This is a genomic window from Pseudomonas sp. LH1G9, assembly GCF_002949975.1.
In the GTDB taxonomy this organism is placed as follows: Bacteria; Pseudomonadota; Gammaproteobacteria; order Pseudomonadales; family Pseudomonadaceae; genus Aquipseudomonas; species Aquipseudomonas veronii.
In genome coordinates, this window is record NZ_CP026880.1 from 897,801 (window position 1) to 918,507 (window position 20,707).

The 20,707-nt window shown below is 59.9% G+C and carries 24 protein-coding genes and 4 tRNA genes; 18 read left to right on the top strand and 10 right to left on the bottom strand.

Annotation, left to right across the window (positions count from 1 at the left end):
• Positions 1-36 precede the first annotated feature (36 nt).
• The 6 genes from purF to C5F70_RS04260 all read left to right on the top strand — a co-directional run bounded on the left by purF (position 37) and on the right by C5F70_RS04260 (position 4,092).
• Positions 37-1,542 carry an amidophosphoribosyltransferase gene (gene purF / locus C5F70_RS04235; protein WP_017847690.1) on the top strand — a complete coding sequence of 502 codons (1,506 nt, stop codon included), beginning with the start codon at positions 37-39 and terminating at the stop codon, positions 1,540-1,542.
• A 65-nt stretch (positions 1,543-1,607) separates the two neighbouring features.
• Positions 1,608-2,819 (top strand): O-succinylhomoserine sulfhydrylase, encoded by a 1,212-nt coding sequence (locus C5F70_RS04240; RefSeq protein ID WP_057005680.1) that lies wholly within the window; start codon positions 1,608-1,610, stop codon positions 2,817-2,819.
• A gap of 11 nt (positions 2,820-2,830) precedes the next feature.
• Positions 2,831-3,595 (top strand): SDR family oxidoreductase, encoded by a 765-nt coding sequence (locus C5F70_RS04245; protein ID WP_017847688.1) that lies wholly within the window; start codon positions 2,831-2,833, stop codon positions 3,593-3,595.
• Positions 3,596-3,702: 107 nt separating this feature from the next.
• Positions 3,703-3,778 (top strand) — tRNA-Val (locus C5F70_RS04250).
• A gap of 55 nt (positions 3,779-3,833) precedes the next feature.
• Positions 3,834-3,910 (top strand) — tRNA-Asp (locus C5F70_RS04255).
• A 105-nt stretch (positions 3,911-4,015) separates the two neighbouring features.
• Positions 4,016-4,092 (top strand) — tRNA-Asp (locus tag C5F70_RS04260).
• A 224-nt stretch (positions 4,093-4,316) separates the two neighbouring features.
• Here the strand turns inward: C5F70_RS04260 and C5F70_RS04265 are convergent.
• Entirely contained in the window at positions 4,317-5,600 is a 1,284-nt protein-coding gene (locus C5F70_RS04265; protein ID WP_104902758.1) for an FAD-binding oxidoreductase, read from the bottom strand.
• A gap of 184 nt (positions 5,601-5,784) precedes the next feature.
• Here C5F70_RS04265 and C5F70_RS04270 point away from each other — a divergent pair.
• A tRNA-Val gene (locus tag C5F70_RS04270) sits at positions 5,785-5,861 on the top strand.
• A 555-nt stretch (positions 5,862-6,416) separates the two neighbouring features.
• Positions 6,417-7,094 carry an HAD family hydrolase gene (locus C5F70_RS04275; RefSeq protein ID WP_017847685.1) on the top strand — a complete coding sequence of 226 codons (678 nt, stop codon included), beginning with the start codon at positions 6,417-6,419 and terminating at the stop codon, positions 7,092-7,094.
• A gap of 19 nt (positions 7,095-7,113) precedes the next feature.
• Here C5F70_RS04275 and C5F70_RS04280 read toward each other — a convergent pair whose 3' ends face one another.
• From C5F70_RS04280 to csrA, 3 genes are all read right to left on the bottom strand, one after another.
• Complete coding sequence (locus C5F70_RS04280) at positions 7,114-7,410, bottom strand: hypothetical protein (protein WP_017847684.1); 297 nt, start codon at positions 7,408-7,410, stop codon at positions 7,114-7,116.
• Positions 7,411-7,505: 95 nt separating this feature from the next.
• Positions 7,506-7,769 (bottom strand): hypothetical protein, encoded by a 264-nt coding sequence (locus C5F70_RS04285; RefSeq protein ID WP_017847683.1) that lies wholly within the window; start codon positions 7,767-7,769, stop codon positions 7,506-7,508.
• A gap of 211 nt (positions 7,770-7,980) precedes the next feature.
• On the bottom strand, positions 7,981-8,175 hold the full coding sequence (gene csrA / locus C5F70_RS04290) for a carbon storage regulator CsrA (RefSeq protein ID WP_003192511.1): 195 nt from the start codon (positions 8,173-8,175) through the stop codon (positions 7,981-7,983).
• Between the two features lie 247 nt (positions 8,176-8,422).
• Between csrA and C5F70_RS04295 the strand changes: the two genes are divergently transcribed.
• Positions 8,423-8,803, top strand: a complete 381-nt coding sequence (locus C5F70_RS04295) for a hypothetical protein (RefSeq protein ID WP_026140121.1) — start codon at positions 8,423-8,425, stop codon at positions 8,801-8,803.
• A gap of 43 nt (positions 8,804-8,846) precedes the next feature.
• Here C5F70_RS04295 and C5F70_RS04300 read toward each other — a convergent pair whose 3' ends face one another.
• From C5F70_RS04300 to C5F70_RS04310, 3 genes are all read right to left on the bottom strand, one after another.
• Positions 8,847-9,539: an endonuclease gene (locus C5F70_RS04300; RefSeq protein ID WP_017847681.1), complete on the bottom strand. Its 693-nt coding sequence runs from the start codon at positions 9,537-9,539 to the stop codon at positions 8,847-8,849.
• A 4-nt stretch (positions 9,540-9,543) separates the two neighbouring features.
• On the bottom strand, positions 9,544-9,795 hold the full coding sequence (locus tag C5F70_RS04305; protein ID WP_017847680.1) for a DUF1654 domain-containing protein: 252 nt from the start codon (positions 9,793-9,795) through the stop codon (positions 9,544-9,546).
• Positions 9,796-9,985: 190 nt separating this feature from the next.
• On the bottom strand, positions 9,986-11,074 hold the full coding sequence (locus C5F70_RS04310) for an asparaginase (protein ID WP_017847679.1): 1,089 nt from the start codon (positions 11,072-11,074) through the stop codon (positions 9,986-9,988).
• A gap of 563 nt (positions 11,075-11,637) precedes the next feature.
• On the opposite strand from C5F70_RS04310, the gene C5F70_RS04315 reads away from it, so the two are divergent.
• From C5F70_RS04315 to C5F70_RS04345, 7 genes are read left to right on the top strand one after another with little or no spacing between them, the layout of a single operon-like run.
• Positions 11,638-12,597 (top strand): sugar ABC transporter substrate-binding protein, encoded by a 960-nt coding sequence (locus C5F70_RS04315; RefSeq protein ID WP_026140120.1) that lies wholly within the window; start codon positions 11,638-11,640, stop codon positions 12,595-12,597.
• A gap of 57 nt (positions 12,598-12,654) precedes the next feature.
• Positions 12,655-14,208: a sugar ABC transporter ATP-binding protein gene (locus C5F70_RS04320; RefSeq protein ID WP_104902759.1), complete on the top strand. Its 1,554-nt coding sequence runs from the start codon at positions 12,655-12,657 to the stop codon at positions 14,206-14,208.
• A complete protein-coding gene (locus tag C5F70_RS04325) occupies positions 14,205-15,182 on the top strand; it encodes an ABC transporter permease (protein WP_017847676.1) in 978 nt (325 codons plus the stop codon). The genes C5F70_RS04320 and C5F70_RS04325 overlap by 4 nt, the downstream gene beginning before the upstream one ends.
• Positions 15,183-15,185: 3 nt before the next feature.
• Entirely contained in the window at positions 15,186-16,208 is a 1,023-nt protein-coding gene (locus C5F70_RS04330) for a LacI family DNA-binding transcriptional regulator (RefSeq protein WP_104902760.1), read from the top strand.
• A 23-nt stretch (positions 16,209-16,231) separates the two neighbouring features.
• Positions 16,232-17,149: a ribokinase gene (gene rbsK / locus C5F70_RS04335; RefSeq protein ID WP_104902761.1), complete on the top strand. Its 918-nt coding sequence runs from the start codon at positions 16,232-16,234 to the stop codon at positions 17,147-17,149.
• A complete protein-coding gene (rbsD, locus tag C5F70_RS04340; protein ID WP_017847673.1) occupies positions 17,146-17,550 on the top strand; it encodes a D-ribose pyranase in 405 nt (134 codons plus the stop codon). The genes rbsK and rbsD overlap by 4 nt, the downstream gene beginning before the upstream one ends.
• Before the next feature lie 26 nt (positions 17,551-17,576).
• Positions 17,577-18,605 carry a nucleoside hydrolase gene (locus C5F70_RS04345; RefSeq protein WP_104902762.1) on the top strand — a complete coding sequence of 343 codons (1,029 nt, stop codon included), beginning with the start codon at positions 17,577-17,579 and terminating at the stop codon, positions 18,603-18,605.
• A gap of 33 nt (positions 18,606-18,638) precedes the next feature.
• Here the strand turns inward: C5F70_RS04345 and C5F70_RS04350 are convergent, their stop codons facing one another.
• The gene (locus C5F70_RS04350) at positions 18,639-18,851 is read right to left on the bottom strand and encodes a hypothetical protein (RefSeq protein ID WP_017847671.1); all 213 of its coding nucleotides are present in this window, start codon (positions 18,849-18,851) and stop codon (positions 18,639-18,641) included.
• A 171-nt stretch (positions 18,852-19,022) separates the two neighbouring features.
• Here C5F70_RS04350 and C5F70_RS04355 point away from each other — a divergent pair, with 171 nt between their 5' ends.
• Both C5F70_RS04355 and C5F70_RS04360 read left to right on the top strand, forming a co-directional pair.
• Positions 19,023-19,331 (top strand): hypothetical protein, encoded by a 309-nt coding sequence (locus C5F70_RS04355; RefSeq protein WP_026140116.1) that lies wholly within the window; start codon positions 19,023-19,025, stop codon positions 19,329-19,331.
• Between the two features lie 144 nt (positions 19,332-19,475).
• Positions 19,476-19,796: an I78 family peptidase inhibitor gene (locus tag C5F70_RS04360; RefSeq protein WP_017847669.1), complete on the top strand. Its 321-nt coding sequence runs from the start codon at positions 19,476-19,478 to the stop codon at positions 19,794-19,796.
• Between the two features lie 72 nt (positions 19,797-19,868).
• Here C5F70_RS04360 and C5F70_RS04365 read toward each other — a convergent pair whose 3' ends face one another.
• Both C5F70_RS04365 and C5F70_RS04370 read right to left on the bottom strand, forming a co-directional pair.
• Positions 19,869-20,081, bottom strand: a complete 213-nt coding sequence (locus C5F70_RS04365; RefSeq protein ID WP_003234260.1) for a cold-shock protein — start codon at positions 20,079-20,081, stop codon at positions 19,869-19,871.
• A 289-nt stretch (positions 20,082-20,370) separates the two neighbouring features.
• Positions 20,371-20,685: a hypothetical protein gene (locus tag C5F70_RS04370; RefSeq protein WP_082118816.1), complete on the bottom strand. Its 315-nt coding sequence runs from the start codon at positions 20,683-20,685 to the stop codon at positions 20,371-20,373.
• Positions 20,686-20,707: the final 22 nt, after the last annotated feature.

The window sequence follows — 20,707 nt, forward strand, 5'->3', positions numbered from 1 at the left end:
GTTCAGTCAAGATTCATTAAGTAGGGGTTGCGTCGCATGTGTGGCATCGTCGGTATCGTCGGTAAGTCGAACGTCAATCAGGCGCTGTATGACGCGCTAACCGTCCTCCAGCACCGCGGCCAGGACGCTGCCGGTATTGTGACCAGCCACGACGGCCGGTTATTCCTGCGCAAGGACAATGGTCTGGTACGTGACGTGTTCCATCAGCGTCACATGCAGCGCCTCGTCGGGCACATGGGCATTGGCCATGTGCGCTACCCGACTGCCGGTAGCTCGACCTCGGCCGAAGCTCAACCGTTTTACGTCAACTCGCCTTACGGCATCACCCTGGCGCATAACGGTAACCTGACCAACGTTGAACAGCTGGCCAAGGAGATTTACGAATCTGACCTGCGCCACGTCAACACCAACTCTGACTCGGAAGTGCTGCTCAACGTGTTCGCTCACGAGCTGGCCCAGCGCGGCAAGCTGCAGCCGACCGAAGAAGATGTGTTTGCCGCCGTCACCGACGTGCATAACCGTTGCGTCGGTGGTTACGCGGTAGTGGCGATGGTCACCGGTTATGGCATCGTCGGTTTCCGTGACCCGCACGGCATCCGCCCGATCGTGTTCGGCCAGCGTCACACCGATGAAGGCGTCGAGTACATGATCGCCTCCGAAAGCGTGTCCCTGGACGTGCTGGGCTTCACCCTGATCCGCGACCTGGCACCGGGCGAAGCGGTGTACATCACCGAAGATGGCAAGCTGCACACCCGCCAGTGCGCTGTTGCGCCGAAACTCACCCCGTGCATCTTCGAACACGTCTACCTGGCGCGTCCGGATTCGATCATCGACGGCGTTTCGGTGTACAAGGCGCGCCTGCGCATGGGCGAGAAGCTGGCCGACAAGATCCTGCGCGAGCGCCCTCAGCACGATATCGACGTGGTGATCCCGATCCCGGACACCAGCCGTACCGCTGCGCTGGAGCTGGCCAACCACTTGGGCGTCAAGTTCCGTGAAGGCTTCGTCAAGAACCGCTACATCGGCCGCACGTTCATCATGCCTGGCCAGGCGGCGCGCAAGAAGTCGGTACGCCAGAAGCTCAACGCCATCGAACTGGAATTCCGCGGCAAGAATGTGATGCTGGTGGATGACTCCATCGTGCGTGGCACCACCTGCAAGCAGATCATCCAGATGGCCCGCGAAGCTGGCGCGAAGAACGTGTACTTCTGCTCCGCCGCGCCTGCCGTGCGTTACCCGAACGTGTACGGCATCGACATGCCGAGCGCCCACGAGCTGATCGCCCACAACCGCACGACCCAGGACGTAGCCGATCTGATCGGCGCCGATTGGCTGATCTATCAGGACCTTTCCGACCTGATCGAAGCGGTCGGCGGTGGCAAGATCAAGATCGAGCAGTTCGACTGCGCGGTGTTCGACGGCAAATACGTGACCGGTGATGTCGATGAGGCTTACCTGAATAAGATCGAGCAGGCGCGTAACGACTCGTCGAAGATCAAGACCCAGGCGGTCAGTGCGATCATCGATCTGTACAACAATTGAGTGAACACCGGCCCTGAGGGGCCGGTTTTGTATCTTAAACAAAGCATTGAGTAAGGAGTCGCAGCATGAGTCAGGAATGGGATGCCGGTCGGTTGGACAGCGACCTCGATGGCGTAGCTTTCGATACCCTGGCTGTGCGCGCCGGTCAGCACCGCACGCCAGAAGGCGAGCACGGTGATCCGATGTTCTTCACCTCCAGCTATGTGTTCCGCACCGCTGCCGACGCCGCTGCGCGTTTTGCCGGTGAAGTGCCGGGCAACGTCTATTCCCGTTACACCAACCCGACCGTGCGCGCGTTCGAAGAGCGTATCGCCGCACTGGAAGGCGCTGAGCAGGCGGTCGCCACGGCGACCGGCATGGCGGCGATCCTGGCGGTGGTCATGAGCTTGTGCAGCGCCGGCGACCATGTGCTGGTGTCACGCAGCGTGTTCGGTTCGACCATCAGCCTGTTCGAAAAGTATTTCAAGCGCTTCGGTATTGAAGTGGACTACGTGCCTTTGGCGGATCTTTCCGGCTGGGATGCAGCAATCAAAGCCAATACCAAGCTGCTGTTCGTCGAGTCGCCGTCCAACCCGCTGGCCGAGTTGGTGGACATCGCCGCGCTGTCGCAAGTCGCGCATGCCAAAGGCGCCATGCTGGTGGTCGACAACTGCTTCTGCACGCCGGCGTTGCAACAGCCGTTGAAGCTGGGTGCGGATGTTGTCGTGCATTCGGCGACCAAGTTCATCGACGGCCAAGGCCGTTGCATGGGCGGTGTGGTGGCGGGGCGTAGCGAGCAGATGAAAGAAGTGGTGGGTTTTCTGCGCACGGCCGGCCCGACCCTGAGCCCGTTCAATGCATGGATCTTCCTCAAGGGCCTGGAGACTCTCAGCCTGCGGATGAAAGCCCATTGCGCGAACGCCCAGGCCCTGGCCGAGTGGCTGGAGCAGCAGGACGGTATCGAGAAGGTTCACTACGCCGGTCTCAAGAGCCATCCGCAGCACGCATTGGCCCAGCGCCAGCAGCGCGGCTTCGGTGCGGTGGTGAGTTTTGAAGTGAAAGGCGGCAAAGAGGGCGCCTGGCGCTTTATCGACGCGACGCGCCTGATCTCGATCACCGCCAACCTGGGTGACAGCAAGACCACCATTACCCATCCGAGCACCACGTCCCACGGCCGCCTGGCGCCGCAGGAGCGGGAAGCGGCGGGTATTCGCGACAGCCTGATCCGTGTTGCGGTGGGGCTTGAAGACGTCGCTGACTTGCAGGCTGATCTGGCCCGTGGGCTGGCGGCTTTGTGATCGAGTGGTCCATGGAAGCGGCTGCGGGCGGTAACGGCCGCGTCGCGCTGGTGACGGGCGCTGCCCGGGGCATTGGCCTGGGGATCGCGGCGTGGCTGATCAGCGAAGGCTGGCAGGTGGTGTTGGCCGACCTGGACCGCGAGCGCGGCTCCAAGGTCTCCAAGGTGCTCGGCGAGAACGCCTGGTTTATCACCATGGACGTGGCCGACGAGAAGCAAGTCGCCCAGGGCGTCGCTGAAGTGCTCGGGCAGTTCGGGCGCCTGGATGCGTTGGTGTGCAATGCGGCGGTGGCCGACCCGCGCAATATCACCCTTGAAAGCCTTGACCTGGCCTCCTGGAATCGCGTGCTGGCGGTGAATCTCAGCGGCCCGATGCTGTTGGCCAAGCACTGTGCGCCTTACCTGCGCGCCCATGGCGGTGCGATCGTCAACCTGGCCTCGACCCGGGCTCGGCAGTCGGAGCCGGACACCGAAGCCTACGCGGCGAGCAAGGGCGGCGTGCTGGCCCTGACACACGCCTTGGCGATGAGCCTTGGCCCGGAAGTGCGGGTCAACGCCGTCAGCCCTGGCTGGATCGATGCGCGTGATCCGGCAGCCCGTCGCGCAGAGCCGCTGACCGACGCCGACCACGCCCAGCACCCGACGGGCAGGGTTGGCACGGTGGAGGACGTGGCGGCGCTGGTGGCATGGCTGCTGTCGCGCCAGGCCGGGTTCGTCACCGGGCAGGAGTTTGTGGTGGACGGCGGCATGAGCAAGAAGATGATTTACAGCGAGTAGGGTGGGTAGCCGTCTTGAAACTATTTTGTCTTTTTCAGAAAAACTTCAAGCAGGCTATTGACTTAGGTCCGCTATCTGCGTAAATTTCGCGGCCTCAACGAAGCAAAGGGTGATTAGCTCAGCTGGGAGAGCATCTGCCTTACAAGCAGAGGGTCGGCGGTTCGATCCCGTCATCACCCACCACTTCTTGAGAGTTTTGCCCTAGGGTAAGACGCAACGTTAAAGGTTGCACCGACGCGCAGCGGTAGTTCAGTCGGTTAGAATACCGGCCTGTCACGCCGGGGGTCGCGGGTTCGAGTCCCGTCCGCTGCGCCATATTTGCCAGGTTCGATTCGTCGGGCTTGAGGTTGAACAGCCAAGGCTGATCAGCCAGATGTTTAAAGACGGTCGAGGGTTTACGTTCGGCCGGTCAAGCGATACGCAGCGGTAGTTCAGTCGGTTAGAATACCGGCCTGTCACGCCGGGGGTCGCGGGTTCGAGTCCCGTCCGCTGCGCCATATCTGCTTCAAGGCCCACTGAACGCCTTGCAGCACAAAGAAAGCCGTTGGCTGCCTTTGACCCGATAGCAAAGACCCTGGTCGAAAGACCGGGGTTTTTTGTGTCTGCGATTCAGCATTGATCGGCGCGTGTCGGCAAGCTACCTCAGCCCCTGTGGACGCAAGCTTGCCTGCGATGATGTCGGCTGAGTGCGCCGTGCCAGCATCCCAGGCAAGCCTTCCCATCAGAACCCCAGCTTATCCCGTAGCCCGTAATACCAGGCGCCCATCGCGGCAAACGGCGTGCGCAGCAGTTGCCCGCCGGGGAACGGGTAGTGCGGCAGGTCGGCAAACGCGTCAAAACGCTCTGCCTGGCCTCGAAGGGCCTCTGCCAGTACCTTGCCCGCCAGGTGTGTGTACGTCACGCCGTGGCCGCTGCAGCCTTGGGAGTAATAGATGTTGTCGCCCAGGCGACCGACTTGCGGCAAGCGCGACAGGGTCAGCAGGAAATTGCCGGTCCAGGCGTAGTCAATCTTCACATCCTTGAGTTGCGGGAAGGCCTTGAGCATCTTCGGGCGGATGATTGCTTCGATATTGGCCGGGTCCCGCGCGCCATAGACCACGCCACCGCCGAAGATCAGGCGTTTGTCACTGGTCAGGCGGTAGTAGTCGAGCAGGTAATTGCAATCTTCGACGCAGTAGTCCTGTGGCAATAGCGTTTTGGCCAGTTCGTCCCCCAGCGGTGCGGTGGTGATCACCTGCGTGCCGCACGGCATCGATTTGGCCGCCAATTCCGGCACCAGGTTCCCCAGGTAGGCATTGCCGGCGACGATGATGAACTTCGCCCTGACCTTGCCCTCGGCGGTGTGTACCACTGGGTTGGCGCCGCGCTCGATGCGCAATGCGGCTGACTGCTCATAAATCGTGCCGCCGAGGGACTCTACGGCTGCTGCTTCGCCCAGCGCCAGGTTGAGCGGGTGGATATGTCCGCCGTTCATGTCCAGCAGGCCGCCGACGTAATTGTCACAGGCCACCACCTCGCGGATGCGCCGCTCGTCCAGCAACTCCAGCTGCGTATGGCCATAACGCTCCCACAAGCGCTTCTGCGACTCCAGGTGACCCATGTGCTTGCTGTTCAGCGCGGCGAATACTCCACCGTCCTTCAGATCGCACTGAATCTGGTACTTGGCGATCCGCTCACGAATGATCCTGCCGCCCTCGAACGCCATCTGTCCCAGCAACTGCGCCTGCTTCGGCCCGACGCTGCGCTCGATCACATCGATATCGCGGCTGTAGCTGTTGACGATCTGCCCGCCGTTGCGGCCAGACGCGCCAAACCCCACCTTGGCTGCCTCCAGGACTGTCACGCGAAAACCGTTCTCCAGCAGAAACAGCGCGCTGGAGAGTCCGGTGTAGCCAGCACCGATCACGCACACATCGGTTTCGACTTCACCTTGCAGCACTGGGCGAGGCGGAGCCGCATTCGCCGACGCGGCGTAATACGACTGGGGGTAGGGGGTGTTCGCCATCCTGGAACCTCTGTTTTATATTTTTTACGAGTGCCCTGATCCTACCTGAGTTGAAAATCGCCTGCCAGCCGCCCGAAAAATACGGGTGTGCGGGCCGAAAATAAAAAATTCGCATATTCATAGGGTTAGCTGCAAAAAAGATGTTGACAGCCCTCCGGAATTCCGTAAAATGCCGCCTCACAGCAGGCACGTAGCTCAGTTGGTTAGAGCACCACCTTGACATGGTGGGGGTCGTTGGTTCGAGTCCAATCGCGCCTACCAAACAAAATCCGCTCTGCTGGGCGGTCTAGAAGGGCTCACCGAAAGGTGGGCCCTTTTTTGTGTGCGCCTGAAATTTGCGCGCAGTTTCGCCACGCCCCGTTCGCGGCGGACGGTGAAGCGGGCGATCAGAAGAAAAGCTGAGCCACCGCTAGCAGACAGATGATCTGGACGAGCATCTGGCCGAGAATTTCGCCATTGAACGTTTCCATATGCGTTTGTCCGGCGTACATAGTGGCTAGCCTCTTTGTCGGCAATCTTGCCCTGAACGATGCACAGAACGTGCGGTTGCTTTGTTGAGTGTAGTGGCTGAATGAGAATCTTCACGCCGGGCCGACACAAGGCGATCACCCCCCCCCCCCCCCACGGTTTGTCGGTCTGCAGCGACAATTCTCCCGCCTTGGAAAAAACCACTCGAAACACGTCGCCCCGCCCTGGGCGCTGCCGCTGTAGCGCCGGGGATGCGTCGCGTGAGCGCTGTTGGCGTTTACAAGCGTCGAGGTGATCCGTAGATTGCCTCGAGTCTATTTTTGTCGTCGCCTGCGAGGAAGCCACACCGTGCCCATCCCCGGTTCAGCTGTATTTGCCCAGCGTTATCGCGCCTTCCTGTTCGATATGGATGGCACCTTGCTTAACTCCATTGCGGCTGCCGAACGGGTGTGGAGTATCTGGGCTGAACGTCATGGCCTGGATGTGGCGGCGTTCCTGACCACCATTCATGGCGCGCGGGCGATCGATACGATCAGGCGTCAGGCGTTGCCTGGGGTCGATCCTGAGGCTGAGGCGCAATGGATCACCGAGGCTGAGCTGAATGATGTCGAGGGTGTGGTGGCGATTCCCGGCGCCGTTGCGTTCTTGAATGATGTGCCCAGCGATCAATGGGCGTTGGTGACGTCCGCCCCCAGGGAGTTGGCGCTGCGGCGCCTGCAGGCGGCGGGCATCAGTCCGCCGGCGGTGTGGGTGACGGCCGAGGATGTCGCCAACGGCAAGCCGGATCCCGCCTGCTATAGGCTGGGTGCGCAACGTCTGGGTGTCGCGGCCCAGGACTGCCTGGTATTCGAAGATGCGACGGTGGGGATCCGAGCGGGGGAGGCGGCGGGCGCGGATGTGATGGTCGTGACCTCGACGCACCTGACACCCATGGTGACTGCGCATGCCTGGATCGACGGGTATGAGCAGTTTCAGGTGCGGCGCGACGCTGAAGGCCTGCTGCGCGTCGAGCGCCGAATGGAGTGAGGGGAACAGGCTGCGCGTTCTATCGGCCGTGGCCTTCTTCACACGTGCCTGGGGCGCCGGGCGTGTGCAACGGATAATTTTTCACGCCCTGGCGCGACAGCACCATCTCTCTGAGTATCTCATTGGCAAGTCGGGCAATCGCTTCTTCGCCGCGATAGTGCGCGCGCACGATGCCGGTGATTGCGAAGTGGTCGGTGTTCGGGCCGCTGAGAATGGCTGAGAGGGTGCCGTCAGCATGTAATGTGCAGACGACCTTATAGCTGGGCAAGCGCGATGCCAGTGCAGATTCGATTTGGGATTTGCTCAGGGTGTCCATCTGTTTCAACGCCTTTCAGCCGACCGTGCAAGGCCAAGCATAGGTGCTGCTGCAGGGCTGTAAATACCGGCGATCTGATAGCCAGGCATCAGCCGTCAGCGGGTAGTTCTCCGGTGTTCGCCGGGAGCTGCGCGCTGGCACATTTTGCGCTGGACGGTTTTCTGGATCGGCTTGAGGCAGAACACAAACAGGTAGCCGCCGAGCAACAGCGTCAAGTCCAGCCACGACGGCACATCGGTGACGTAGATGTCTTTGATTTCGAACCTCAAGCCGCATTCCAATCCCGCAAAGACGAGCCCGATGAACAGGGCGATCATCCAGGAACGGGCGGCAAAAGGTCGCTTCGTGCTAGGCCTCATCGATGTGCTCCTGAGTGCACTCGTATGGCGGAAGAGGTTCTCACGAGGTTCGGCTGCAAATCATGTAACAAGTTCCGGGCGTAATGACAGTTTCATCTTTTTAGCGACGATGAAAGGACTGGATACGCTGAACGCGAAAAGAACGCGAGCAGGCCAATAGGGTTTTCGCCAGCCGTGACCGTGAACGAAAAGGCTGGCTACTGAAGGCGCTTCAAGGCGTCTGGTTTTTGTCCGGCGCCGTCAGGCCGGCCTGGATGCGCTGGTAGATTTCCTCGCGATGCACGGCAACATCCTTCGGTGCATTGATGCCGATTCGTACTTGCTGGCCGCTGACGCCCAGGATGGTGATCGTAATGTCATCACCGATGTTTATGCTTTCACCAACTTTACGGGTGAGTATCAGCATGGACTTCTCCTTGATTACTTTTAAGGACACATGTTTCAGACAGGGCAGGTGTCGGATGTGTGTAGCTTACTGCTAAGCGCTTCCCTGTGACTGCCTCTTTTAGGACGCATAGAGGCGACATTAATTCCCATGGCGTCATCATACAGGTCTGCGATACATGATTCGCATTGTTTAACCCAACGTTTATGACGGCCAGAATAGACAGTGGATGATAAAGTTGCCTCTTTATCCTTAAAGGAGCAGGGCAGTGCGTAAAGTAGCGATGGCAATGGCAGTGTTGGCATTGGCCGGTTGCGGTGAAGGCAAACGTGTCGAAGAGCCCAGGGCCAAGCCCGCCGTGACTGAAAGCCAGCCGCAAACCGGTGCGATTGCCGCTCAGGAGTGGGACCTGCGCGTGGGCCCGCCGGATCACAAGCTGCAGGCGATCACCGACCTGACCGCCTGGTTGCTGGAGCATGGTTTCAATTTTTATATCGTGAAGGAAGACGGCAAGGATGTGGTGCTGTTGGGGCCATTCCAAACCAGGGCCGAGGCTGAAGCCAAGCAGGCCTTGCTGACGGAAAAACTTGCCCGTGCCAAGAAAAACGACACCGAGTCGCAGATCATCGAACACAAGGTCGCGCAGTAACCGGCCGATTGGGCGGGAAAATACCGATTTTTCCCGCTCGGTTTCAGTTGCAGGCTTTCAGATTCACCGGGCCGACGAACTCGTTGCCGCGCCCCATCACGCAGGCTACCGTCTGATTGCGTTGGCGCTCCCAGGTCTGCACCGGATAGGTCTTGTTCCAGGCTTCGTACAGTTGGCGATCCTGTTTCGACAGGCGCAAGCCGTATTGTTTACTCATGTAAAAATACGTCCGTGCGATCATCCCGCGAATGGACGGACGCGGCATCACCTTCTTGGCCTTGAAGTCGACCTGGGTCAGGCATGAACCGTACTGCCCGCTTTGCACCGGCAGCCAGCCAAAACTGAAGTTGTTCCGGTCGCCATTGACCTCGCCGATGCTCGGCACGAGGTTGTGCAGGTCGGCTTCGGCGCGTTTGAACACGTCGTCATACCGCGTACAGTTCTTGCGCCCGCCATTCTGCCAGCACTGGCGCTGATGCCCGATCTGCCAGGCCGGCACGATATGTTCCCACTCGATGCGCGCGGCGCGGCTGGCGTTTTTGCGTGGGATGTAGCCGCAGGCTTTCAGGTCTACGCGGTTGCCCGTGTATTTGCAGCCGCAATAGAACTCGGTGGATTGTGGTGCGTAGAGTTTCCAGGCGATTTTCTTGGCTTCGCTGAACGTTCGGGGCGCTTGGGCGTGGGCGGCGACGGCAAAAAACAGGCACAAAAACACAGCAGTAAAACGGACACTCATTGAATCAATCTTCCTTCGGCACAACCCAGAAAATCTGCACGCCACCGTCGTCCCGGTAGGCGAGTGTGACGTTGTCGTTCTCCGCAATTTCCTCCAGCAGACGTTGCCATTCGTCCTCCGGTTCATCCGGCAGGCGGAAGATCAAGGCTGCCTTGGCTTTCTGGGCGTTGGTCGAATTGATGATCTTTTGCACACGAAGGGCCAGGCGTTCGTAAGCATCAGGCGGGGTTGGCGCTGCGGAAGAGGACTTTGCCACGGAGTATTCCTTAGTAAGCTGTACGTGCATACAGTATTTAACTGTAGGCGATTTCGCAACTGCTTAAAATTCAACAAGCTCGTCTGACAGTGATTCAAGCGAATTGATGTAGGGCGGGGAGATATGTAGCGAGGGTTTTGCGGGGAAGCAGGGGCGGGCGAATCCGCCCCTGCACAGGTGTTACCAGGAATCAGTATTCCCAGAACATCCGTTGCAGCTCTTTGCTGTCCTGGGTCTTGGTCAGGCCAACCATTGCCAGAATCCGCGCTTTCTGCGGGTTCAGGTCGTGGGCAGCCACCCAGTCGTACTTGTCGTCAGGCTGTTCGGCGTTGCGCAGCACGAAACCGCCGGCATTCACGTGGGACGAGCGAATGATCTGTACGCCTTGCTTGCGCAGTTCCTGCAGGGCCGGGACGACCTTGGAGGACACCGAACCGTTGCCGGTGCCTGCAAAGATGATGGCTTTGGCGCCGGCCTGGGCCAGGGCTTTGGCGGCAGTGTCGCTTACGTTGCCGTAGCCGTAGGCAATTTCGACGTCGGGCAGGCTCTTGATGGTCTTGATGTCGAACTCGGAGTCCATGGTGTGACGCTTGGCCGGCAGGCGGAACCAGTAGGATTTGCCTTCAACCACCATGCCCAACGGGCCCCATGGGCTCTTGAACGCTTCGGTCTTGATGTTGACCATCTTGCTCACGTCGCGACCCGACTGGATCTCGTCGTTCATGGTCACCAGCACGCCCTTGCCGCGGGCATCCTTGCTGCCGGCGACGGCGACGGCGTTGTACAGGTTGAGCATGCCGTCTGCCGACATGGCGGTACCTGGGCGCATCGAGCCGACAACAATGATGGGTTTGTCGGTTTTTTCCACCAGGTTCAGGAAGTAAGCGGTTTCTTCCAGGGTATCGGTGCCGTGGGTGATCACGATGCCGTCGACGTCCTTGCTGTCAGCCAGTTCGGCGACGCGGCGACCCAGTTGCAGCAGGTTTTCGTTATTGATGCTTTCGGAGGCAATTTGCATGACTTGCTCGCCGCGCACATTGGCGATCTGGCTAAGCTCGGGAACACCGGCGATCAATTGCTCGATGCCGACTTTGGCTGCCTGGTAGGTGGCGCTGTTAGCGGTGCTGGCGCCAGCGCCGGCAATGGTGCCGCCGGTGGCGAGGATCACCACGTTAGAGAGTTTGGCTTTGGTTTCGACTTCTTTTGCCTGAGCGGCAACGGGGAACAGCAGCAGGAGGGCGAGTGCGCCCGGAACAAAGGTCTTCAGTGCAGATTTCATTATTTTTCTCTCTGGTTTTTGATGAGTGCGGTAGCAAGTTCATCTAGAGCGCTCGGGCGGTTCTGAACGCCTCGAGGTGCAGGAAGGGAGCAGGATTTGTACCAGCCTGAACGCCTTCGTGTTTATTATCTAAGGTGTTGATTTAAAACAAATTAAAATTATCTTTAAGAAGGTTTGTCCATGCACTTGTCCGGCTTTCCGAACAAAGCGTGGCTGTTGCGTTCGGTTGTCCGAAAATAATGACGGGATAGTCGCCGGAGGCGTATGACATCGGTGGCACTGCCTGTCGTTTTAGAGAACGATCCGGCGACGGTGATGTTTAATAACCCCGCGAGACAGGCTGGAACGCAGGCGCTAGAGGGCTTGGGTGGAGGGCGGTTTTCTTCCGTTGACAAATCCTGGCAAGGTTCTCATAGTTTGTTTAACGCAAACGTTTGCGAGATGTTTCGCGGGTACGCCCTGAACGTCTTGAAAGCTCGTATCAGTCACCCGGGTGGGTGGGCTGCCGAAGTGTTCTTCGGTGCAAGCGTTGCTCCCAATAATCATAAGATCGGAGTGAACCCATGAAGCTGCCATTCGCTGGACGTCTTCTTGCTGTCGCTGTGCTTGCCGCCGCATCTGCTGCTCTGCCTCTCTCTTCTGCATTCGCCGCCGACACCGCCGCCAAACCCAAGGTCGGCCTGGTGATGAAATCCCTTGCCAATGAATTCTTCGTCACCATGCAAGAGGGCGCGAAGGACTACCAGAAGTCCCACGCCGCTGATTTCGACATGATCACCAACGGTATCAAGAACGAAACCGATACCAGCGCGCAGATCGATATCGTCAACCAGATGATCCTCGCCAAAGTGAACGCCATCGTCATCGCACCGGCTGACTCCAAGGCACTGGTCACCGTGCTGAAAAAAGCCTCCGATGCCGGCATCAAGGTCGTCAACATCGATAACCGCCTGGACCCGGGCGTGCTGAAAAGCAAAAACCTCGATATTCCCTTCGTCGGCCCGGACAACCGCAAAGGCTCCAAGCTGGTGGGTGATTACCTGGCCAAGCAGCTGGCCGCGGGTGACAAGGTCGGCATCATCGAAGGCGTACCGACCACTACCAACGCGCAGCAGCGCACCGCAGGCTACAAGGATGCGATGGACGCGGCCGGCATGAAAATCGTCTCCACCCAATCGGGCAACTGGGAAATCGACCAGGGCCAGAAGGTCGCCTCTGCGATGCTGAGCGAATACCCCGACCTCAAGGCGCTGTTGGCCGGTAACGACAACATGGCCCTGGGCGCCGTCTCGGCCGTGCGTGCGGCAGGCAAAGCCGGCAAGGTTCTGGTCGTAGGCTACGACAACATCGCCGCGATCAAGCCGATGCTGCAGGACGGCCGTGTCCTGGCGACCGCCGACCAGGCTGCCGCACAGCAGGCCGTGTTCGGTATCCAGAACGCGCTCAAGCTGGTCAAGGGTGAGAAGGTCGACGCTCAAGACGGCGTGATCGAAACCCCGGTCGAACTCGTCCTCAAGAAGTAATCCCGGCTGCACCCAACAGCGTCCGCTCACCCTGAGCGGACGCCTGGAGATTTTCCTATGTCATCTTCCGCCCCGAACGCTGTCCTCTCGGTCAGCGGTATCGGTAAGACCTATGCCCAGCCGGTTCTGTCCGACATCACCTTGACGCTCAATCGCGGGGAAGTGCTGGCGCTGACCGGTGAAAACGGCGCAGGCAAAAGTACCTTGTCGAAGATTATCGGCGGGCTGGTCACGCCGACCGCCGGGCACATGCAATTCAACGGTCAGGACTACCGCCCCGGCAGTCGCACCCAGGCCGAAGAGCTGGGCGTGCGGATGGTCATGCAGGAGCTCAACCTGCTGCCGACGCTGACCGTGGCCGAAAACCTGTTCCTGGACAACTTGCCCAGCCACTGTGGCTGGATCAGCCGCAAGCAGCTGCGTAGCGCGGCGATCGAAGCGATGGCGCAGGTCGGCCTGGATGCGATCGACCCGGACACCCTGGTCGGCAGCCTGGGTATCGGCCATCAGCAAATGGTCGAGATCGCCCGCAACCTGATCGGCGATTGCCATGTGCTGATTCTCGACGAGCCCACGGCTATGTTGACCGCCCGTGAAGTCGAGATGCTGTTTGAGCAAATCATCCGCCTGCAGGCCCGGGGCGTGGCGATCATTTATATTTCGCACCGGCTCGAAGAGTTGGCCCGTGTCGCCCAGCGCATTGCGGTACTGCGTGACGGCAAACTGGTCTGCGTCGAGCCGATGGCCAATTACAACAGCGAGCAACTGGTGACCTTGATGGTCGGCCGCGAGCTGGGCGAGCACATTGACCTGGGCCCCCGTACCATCGGCGGCCCGGCCTTGACGGTGAAAGGGCTGACCCGTGCGGACAAGGTCCGCGACGTCTCCTTTGAAGTGCGTGCCGGCGAGATCTATGGCATCTCCGGCCTGATCGGCGCAGGCCGCACGGAATTGCTGCGCCTGATCTTCGGTGCCGACCTGGCCGACAGCGGCACCATTGCCCTGGGGTCGCCGGCCCAAGTGGTGAGCATTCGCTCGCCGGTCGACGCAGTGGGCCACGGCATCGCCCTGATCACCGAAGACCGCAAGGGCGAAGGCCTGCTGTTGACGCAATCCATCAGCGCGAATATCGCCTTGGGCAACATGCCGGAAATTTCCGGCGGCGGTGTGGTAAATAGTCGCGACGAAACCGCCCTGGCCAAGCGTCAGATCGATGCCATGCGTATCCGCAGTTCCAGTCCGGCGCAGTTGGTGTCCGAATTGTCCGGCGGTAACCAGCAGAAAGTCGTGATTGGCCGCTGGCTGGAGCGCGACTGCTCGGTGATGCTGTTCGATGAGCCGACCCGTGGCATCGACGTGGGGGCCAAGTTCGACATTTACGCCTTGCTCGGCGAGTTGACCCGCCAGGGCAAAGCGCTGGTGGTGGTGTCCAGCGACCTGCGCGAGCTGATGTTGATCTGTGACCGCATCGGCGTGCTGTCTGCCGGGCGGTTGATCGAGACCTTCGAGCGCGACCGCTGGACCCAGGATGAATTGCTTGCCGCCGCCTTCGCCGGCTATCAGAAACGTGACGCGCTGCTCAATGACGCAGCGCTTAGGGATGCCCAATGAAAACAACAACTTCCCCCGGTAAAGCGGGCGGCAATTTTTACGGCCTGGGCACCTACCTGGGGCTGGCGGGTGCGTTGCTGGCGATGATTGCGCTGTTTTCGGTGCTCAGCGATCACTTCTTGTCCTACGACACCTTCAGCACCCTGGCCAACCAGATCCCGGACCTGATGGTGCTGGCGGTGGGCATGACCTTCATCCTGATCATCGGCGGTATCGACCTGTCGGTGGGCTCGGTGCTGGCCCTGGCGGCGTCGGCGGTCAGCGTGGCGATTCTCGGCTGGGGCTGGAGCGTGTTGCCGGCCGCCCTGCTCGGCATGGGCTGCGCCGCGCTGGCCGGCACCATCACCGGCTCGATCACCGTGGCCTGGCGGATTCCGTCGTTTATCGTGTCCCTTGGCGTACTGGAAATGGCACGCGGCGTGGCGTACCAGATGACCGGCTCGCGCACGGCTTATATCGGTGACTCCTTTGCCTGGCTGTCCAATCCGATCGCCTTCGGGATTTCGCCTTCGTTCATCATCGCTTTGCTGGTGATCGTCGTCGCCCAACTGGTGTTGACTCGCACGGTGTTCGGCCGTTACTTGATCGGTATCGGTACCAATGAAGAAGCCGTGCGTCTGGCCGGGATCAATCCCAAACCTTACAAGATCCTGGTGTTCAGCCTGATGGGCCTGCTGGCCGGCGTCGCGGCGCTGTTCCAGATCTCGCGCCTGGAAGCGGCGGACCCGAACGCCGGGTCCGGCCTGGAACTGCAAGTGATCGCGGCCGTGGTGATCGGCGGCACCAGCCTGATGGGCGGGCGCGGCTCGGTGATCAGTACGTTCTTCGGTGTGTTGATTATTTCGGTATTGGCGGCTGGCCTGGCGCAGATCGGTGCCACCGAACCCACCAAGCGCATCATCACCGGTGCCGTGATCGTGATTGCCGTGGTCCTCGATACCTACCGCAGTCAACGCGCCAGTCGGCGGGGCTGAACCATGGCGACGATTAAGGATGTGGCAGCCCTTGCAGGTATTTCCTACACCACCGTGTCGCATGTGGTGAACAAGACGCGCCCGGTCAGCGAGCCGGTGCGCCTCAAGGTGGAAGCGGCGATCAAGCAACTGGACTATGTGCCCAGCGCCGTGGCGCGTTCGCTCAAGGCCAAGACCACCGCCACTATCGGCCTGCTTGTGCCCAACAGCCTCAACCCGTATTTCGCCGAGCTGGCCCGGGGGATAGAGGATTACTGCGAGCGTAATGGCTATTGCGTGATCCTCTGCAACTCCGACGACAACGCCGAAAAGCAACGCAGCTATTTGCGAGTGTTGCTGGAGAAGCGCGTCGATGGCTTGATCGTGACCTCGGTGGGCGGCGACGACAGCGGCCTGGCCGCGGGCTTGAGCGCGGTCCGCACGCCCATGGTGATTGTCGACCGGGCGTTGGACGGTATTGATGTCGACCTGGTGCGTATAGATCACGAGCAGGGCGCCTACCTGGCGACCCGGCATTTACTTGAACTGGGCCATCGGGACATCGCCTGCATCGGCGGCCCCGGCCATACCCGTGTGGCACAAATGCGTCTGGCGGGGTATCACCGCGCTTTGCGCGAGGCGGGTATCGACGTTGCCGCCAATCGCACCCTGGAAAGCGACTTCACCAGCACCGGCGGTTATGCCGCGGCAGTGAAGTTGCTGGCGGAAAACCCGCCGAGCGCGATTTTCGCCAGCAACGACATGATCGGTTTCGGCGTGTTGCGTGCGGCAGCCGAGCGCAACATCCGCGTGCCGAGCGAATTGTCGGTGATCGGCTTCGATGACATCCAAATGAGCCGCTACGTGTACCCGGCGCTGACCACGGTCGGGCAGTCGATCGTGCAATTGGGCGAGACGGCGGCCGAGTTGTTACTGCGACGAATTGCGACCCCCCAACTGCCGATCGATCAACGCATCGTGACGCCGAGTATTGTCTTGCGTGAGTCGACGGCGCCACTTGCCGGTGTGTTCGCCCAATACCGCTGAACCGAATTGATGAGTACTGATGTATGCCAGCAAAAGTAGTGGTAGTAGGCAGCTTGAACATGGACCTGGTCACCCGCGCCAGCCGGTTGCCCCGCGCCGGTGAAACCCTGATCGGCCAATCGTTTTCCACCGTCCCCGGTGGCAAGGGCGCGAACCAGGCCGTCGCATCGGCGCGGCTGGGGGCTGAGGTGGCGATGATCGGCTGCATCGGCTCTGACGCCTACGGCATCCAATTGCGCGATGCGTTGCTGGCCGAAGGCATCGATTGCCAGGCTGTGAGCCGTGTCGACGGGTCCAGCGGTGTGGCGTTGATTGTGGTGGACGACAGCAGCCAGAACGCGATCGTGATCGTTGCCGGCAGTAACGGTGAGCTGACGCCCGCTTCGTTGCAGGCGGCTGATGCGGTGTTGCAGGCCGCCGACGTAATCGTCTGTCAGCTTGAAGTGCCGCTGGAGACCGTTGGGTATGCGCTCAAGCGCGGGCGTGAACTGGGCAAGACGGTGATCCTCAATCCGGCCCCGGCCAGTGGTCCTTTGCCGGCGCAGTGGTATGCCTCGATCGATTACCTGATCCCCAACGAAAGCGAAGCCACCGCCCTGAGCGGCGTGACGGTGGACTCCCTGGACAGCGCCAAGCTCGCTGCGGCGCAGTTGATCAAGGCCGGCGCCGCCAAAGTGATCATCACCCTCGGCGCTCAGGGCGCGCTGTTCAGCGATGGCAACCGTGTTGAGCACCTGGCAGCACCCAACGTCAAGGCGGTGGACACCACGGCTGCCGGCGACACGTTCGTCGGCGGTTTTGCCGCAGCGCTGGCCCATGGCAAAAGCGAAGCCGAGGCGATTCGTTTTGGTCAGGTGGCGGCCGCGCTGTCAGTCACCCGCGCCGGCGCGCAACCCTCTATTCCTACGCTGCACGACGTTCAAGGTTTTGTGCCCTCATGAAAAAGACACCGCTGCTCAATATCGCCCTGTCACGCTTGATCGCCTCCCTCGGGCATGGCGATATCCTGGTTATCGGCGATGCTGGCCTGCCCGTGCCGTCGGGCGTCGAGTTGATCGACTTGGCCCTGACCCAGGGCATTCCCGACTTCATCAGCACCTTGCGCATTGTGCTCAGCGAAATGCAGGTGGAAAGCCACGTGCTGGCCGAAGAAATCCTGCTCAAGCAGCCGCCGGCGCTCAGCGCACTCAATGCCCTGACCGACCAGGCGGCGCTCGGCGAGCGGCGTCTGCTCAGTCATGACGCATTCAAGCAACTGAGCCGCAGCGCGCGTGCCATTGTCCGCACGGGCGAGTGCCAGCCTTATTGCAATATCGCACTGGTGTCCGGCGTCACGTTCTAGAGTTCCCCAACGACAAGGAGTGTTTCATGCCGCGTAATCTTCCAACCCTGAGAAATCTGTTCCGGAGTGTTTTGCTTTTGTCTGCACTCACCGCAGTGAGCGCCCAAGCGGCGGAAAAAGTCGACCTGATCATCGACACCGACCCAGGTGCCGACGATGTAGTGGCCTTGCTGTTTGCCATGGCCTCCCCGGAGGAGTTGAACATTCGGGCGCTGACCACCGTCGCCGGCAATGTGCGCCTGGACAAGACCTCGCGTAACGCGCGCCTGGCTCGTGAGTGGGCGGGGCGAGAGGACATTCCTGTGTACGCGGGCGCGCCGAAGCCGTTGCTGCGCACGCCGATCTACGCCGAAAATATCCATGGCAAGGAAGGCATTTCCGGTGTCGCCGTACATGAGCCGAAAAAGGCCCTGGCCGAAGGCAATGCCGTTGATTACCTGATCAAGACCCTGAGCACCGCCAAGCCGCACAGCATCACCATCGCCATGCTTGGCCCGCAGACCAACCTGGCGCTGGCGCTGACCCAGGCGCCTGAGATCACCCAGGGCATCAAGGAAGTGGTGGTGATGGGCGGCGCGCACTTCAACGGCGGCAATATCACGCCGGTGGCCGAGTTCAACCTGTTCGCCGACCCGGTCGCGGCCGAGATTGTGCTCAAGAGTGGCGTCAAGCTGACCTATCTGCCGTTGGACATGACCCACAAGGTGCTGACCAGTGAAGCGCGCCTGAAGAAGATCGCCGACATCAACAACAACGCGAGCAAAGTCGTCGGCGATATTCTCAATGAATACGTCAAAGGCGATATGGAGCACTACGGCATTCCTGGCGGCCCGGTGCATGACGCCACAGTCATCGCGTATCTGCTCAAGCCTTCGTTGTTCAGCGGGCGTCAGGCCAATATGGTGGTGGACAGCCGCGAAGGGCCGACCTTTGGCCAGACCATCGTCGATTGGTATGACGGCCTGAAGCAGGAAAAGAATGTGTTCTGGGTTGAGAATGGCGACGCCCAGGGCTTTTTCGATCTGTTGACCGAGCGCCTGGCGCGCCTGAAGTAAGGTGATTGCCGGTCGGTGCTCGCCGGCCGGTGCTTAATCGCGCCCGGGGTTGTGTGCGCCCATGTGATCGGCCGGGTATTTCTCGAAAACCTGGCCAATGAACGCTTGCGCGGCCTGGGTGCCCAACTCCTTGACCAACAGGTCGATACCGATGATCGCCAATTCTTCCGGGCTTCCGGGGCTGTAGGAACTCTGCCCTTGGGGCCACTTGGCTTTGATGTCGGCTTGGAGCGTTACGGTGGTCATGGGTGTCTCACGAGCTGGAAGTACGGGGTGATGCGCTAAAACGCGGTTCTTACGTCGGCAGTTAAGCATTTTGTACGGCGTTTGGCACTGCTACTTACGCATGAGGTATTTCGAAATGAGGCAAGCAGTGTGCGACACTATCAGCCTGTTTTAATGACCGGGGAACACCGCGTGCAGATCGACTTGAACAACCCCGAGAACCTGACACTGGCCGCCGTGCGCCAACTGCTTGCCAGTGCCAGTGACGATGAACACACTCAATTGCGAGTCACCAGGGCAGGTATTGCCTACATCTCCTCCGGCAAGGCCGTCGGCGGCGTCGATATCGATGGGTTGCTGTTTCGCCTGGAAACCTGGGCCAAGGGCTCCGGTTACGTCGGAAACGTGGCCGCCAGCGATGAGGTCTGGGTCACACAGATTTTCAATGCCTTGAAGCAGAACTGGCCTAAGCCACCGTTTGACTACATCGACATCTACTGAATTCGTTCATATCTGGTGACGATTGATCGGGCGAATGCCTGCCCTGAGTCAGGCAGACTTGCCAGCAGGCGATTTACGTCTTGAAACCAATCCGCCTGATCGCTGTCGCACGATCTCTGTCCATTTTTTATCATAGGAGGCTTCATGCCTTGGAAGCTCGCATCATTCGGTACTTTGTTGGCGGCACTCGCGTTGGCGGGTTGCAGCACCCCGGGTACCTCTGAGCCAGCCAAAGATGCCGCCGTGACCGATGCCGGTCATAGCCGCTGTGAGGCGAAGGCCGCCGAGTTCACGATCGGCCAGAAAGCCTCGCCCCAGTTGCTGGAGCAAGCGCGTACCCGTGCCGGTGCGCAGAACGCCCGAATTCTCAAGCCTAACGATATGATCACCCTGGAATACCGCTCCGACCGCCTTAACCTCAACACCGACGATAACCTGGTGATCACCCGGGTCAATTGCGGCTGATAGCCACAGGCTTTTGCAGCGCCCATAAAAAACCCCGTCACATGGACGGGGTTTTTTTAGCTCAGCGGAGAATTACTCGCCGCGAACCTGTGCAGCTTGCATACCCTTTTGGCCTTTCTCAGCCACGAAGGAAACGGTTTGGCCTTCTTTCAGGCTTTTGAAACCGTCGCTTTCGATAGCTTTGAAGTGTACGAACAGGTCGTCACCGCCACCTTGAGGAGTGATGAAGCCGAAGCCTTTTTCATCGTTGAACCATTTAACGGTGCCGGTTTGGCGATTAGACATGGTGTATCTCCAAGAAACATATATTTTCAGTAGTGCTGTGCTGCTCAGGCCAACTGGGCACACAGGGCTATCATAGTCGAAATGTTCGGCTTGGGAGCCCCCCCAAGGCACTGTTTGCTAATCAATAGCCCCGGGTTTAGTCCTTCGGTTGGCTGAAAGCCCCGATCTACGGGGCTTTCGCACGAAATATCAGCTGGTAAAAAAAGCCGTAAAAGCTGCGTATTTTGTGCGAAATGGCAGTTTTAAGAGGGCTTTTACCGAAAAACTGCCATCCGAATTGCAGCGATTCTTACTTTTTCTTCACGACTTTGCAGGACGAAATAGCCGAGACTGCTTTGTTTTTAAGCGCCTGGCTCGCGTTCTGGTTGGTCATGAGTTCCTTGATTTCCGCGGTGCTCAATTCAGCATTGATCTTGTCGGCGCCGCATTCGCAGTGTGCTTTGGCGGTTTTGATGTCCACGTTCTGGCTGGCGGCTGAGCTGCAGTCTTTGACGAATGCGTCCCTGGCGCCCGCAGGCCAGTTCGAAGGAGCGGCGGCCTGTGCGCCGAGGGAGAGAAGGGTAAGGGATGCTGCAAGCGCGAAGGTCGAGGAAAAACGCATCATTAAATGCTCCTAAAGTCGTGAG

What these genes read in the sequence shown, in the direction of transcription:
- C5F70_RS04320 (WP_104902759.1), top strand. Translation starts at nt 12,655, where the DNA reads ATGTCATCTTCCGCCCCGAACGCTGTCCTCTCGGTCAGCGGTATCGGT.
- C5F70_RS04245 (WP_017847688.1), top strand. Translation starts at nt 2,831, where the DNA reads ATGGAAGCGGCTGCGGGCGGTAACGGCCGCGTCGCGCTGGTGACGGGC.
- C5F70_RS04350 (WP_017847671.1), bottom strand. Translation starts at nt 18,851, where the DNA reads ATGACCACCGTAACGCTCCAAGCCGACATCAAAGCCAAGTGGCCCCAA.
- C5F70_RS04330 (WP_104902760.1), top strand. Translation starts at nt 15,186, where the DNA reads ATGGCGACGATTAAGGATGTGGCAGCCCTTGCAGGTATTTCCTACACC.
- rbsD (WP_017847673.1), top strand. Translation starts at nt 17,146, where the DNA reads ATGAAAAAGACACCGCTGCTCAATATCGCCCTGTCACGCTTGATCGCC.
- C5F70_RS04310 (WP_017847679.1), bottom strand. Translation starts at nt 11,074, where the DNA reads ATGAAATCTGCACTGAAGACCTTTGTTCCGGGCGCACTCGCCCTCCTG.
- C5F70_RS04285 (WP_017847683.1), bottom strand. Translation starts at nt 7,769, where the DNA reads ATGAGGCCTAGCACGAAGCGACCTTTTGCCGCCCGTTCCTGGATGATC.
- C5F70_RS04240 (WP_057005680.1), top strand. Translation starts at nt 1,608, where the DNA reads ATGAGTCAGGAATGGGATGCCGGTCGGTTGGACAGCGACCTCGATGGC.
- rbsK (WP_104902761.1), top strand. Translation starts at nt 16,232, where the DNA reads ATGCCAGCAAAAGTAGTGGTAGTAGGCAGCTTGAACATGGACCTGGTC.
- C5F70_RS04325 (WP_017847676.1), top strand. Translation starts at nt 14,205, where the DNA reads ATGAAAACAACAACTTCCCCCGGTAAAGCGGGCGGCAATTTTTACGGC.
- C5F70_RS04300 (WP_017847681.1), bottom strand. Translation starts at nt 9,539, where the DNA reads ATGAGTGTCCGTTTTACTGCTGTGTTTTTGTGCCTGTTTTTTGCCGTC.
- C5F70_RS04345 (WP_104902762.1), top strand. Translation starts at nt 17,577, where the DNA reads ATGCCGCGTAATCTTCCAACCCTGAGAAATCTGTTCCGGAGTGTTTTG.
- C5F70_RS04315 (WP_026140120.1), top strand. Translation starts at nt 11,638, where the DNA reads ATGAAGCTGCCATTCGCTGGACGTCTTCTTGCTGTCGCTGTGCTTGCC.
- C5F70_RS04360 (WP_017847669.1), top strand. Translation starts at nt 19,476, where the DNA reads ATGCCTTGGAAGCTCGCATCATTCGGTACTTTGTTGGCGGCACTCGCG.
- csrA (WP_003192511.1), bottom strand. Translation starts at nt 8,175, where the DNA reads ATGCTGATACTCACCCGTAAAGTTGGTGAAAGCATAAACATCGGTGAT.
- purF (WP_017847690.1), top strand. Translation starts at nt 37, where the DNA reads ATGTGTGGCATCGTCGGTATCGTCGGTAAGTCGAACGTCAATCAGGCG.
- C5F70_RS04365 (WP_003234260.1), bottom strand. Translation starts at nt 20,081, where the DNA reads ATGTCTAATCGCCAAACCGGCACCGTTAAATGGTTCAACGATGAAAAA.
- C5F70_RS04280 (WP_017847684.1), bottom strand. Translation starts at nt 7,410, where the DNA reads ATGGACACCCTGAGCAAATCCCAAATCGAATCTGCACTGGCATCGCGC.
- C5F70_RS04265 (WP_104902758.1), bottom strand. Translation starts at nt 5,600, where the DNA reads ATGGCGAACACCCCCTACCCCCAGTCGTATTACGCCGCGTCGGCGAAT.
- C5F70_RS04370 (WP_082118816.1), bottom strand. Translation starts at nt 20,685, where the DNA reads ATGATGCGTTTTTCCTCGACCTTCGCGCTTGCAGCATCCCTTACCCTT.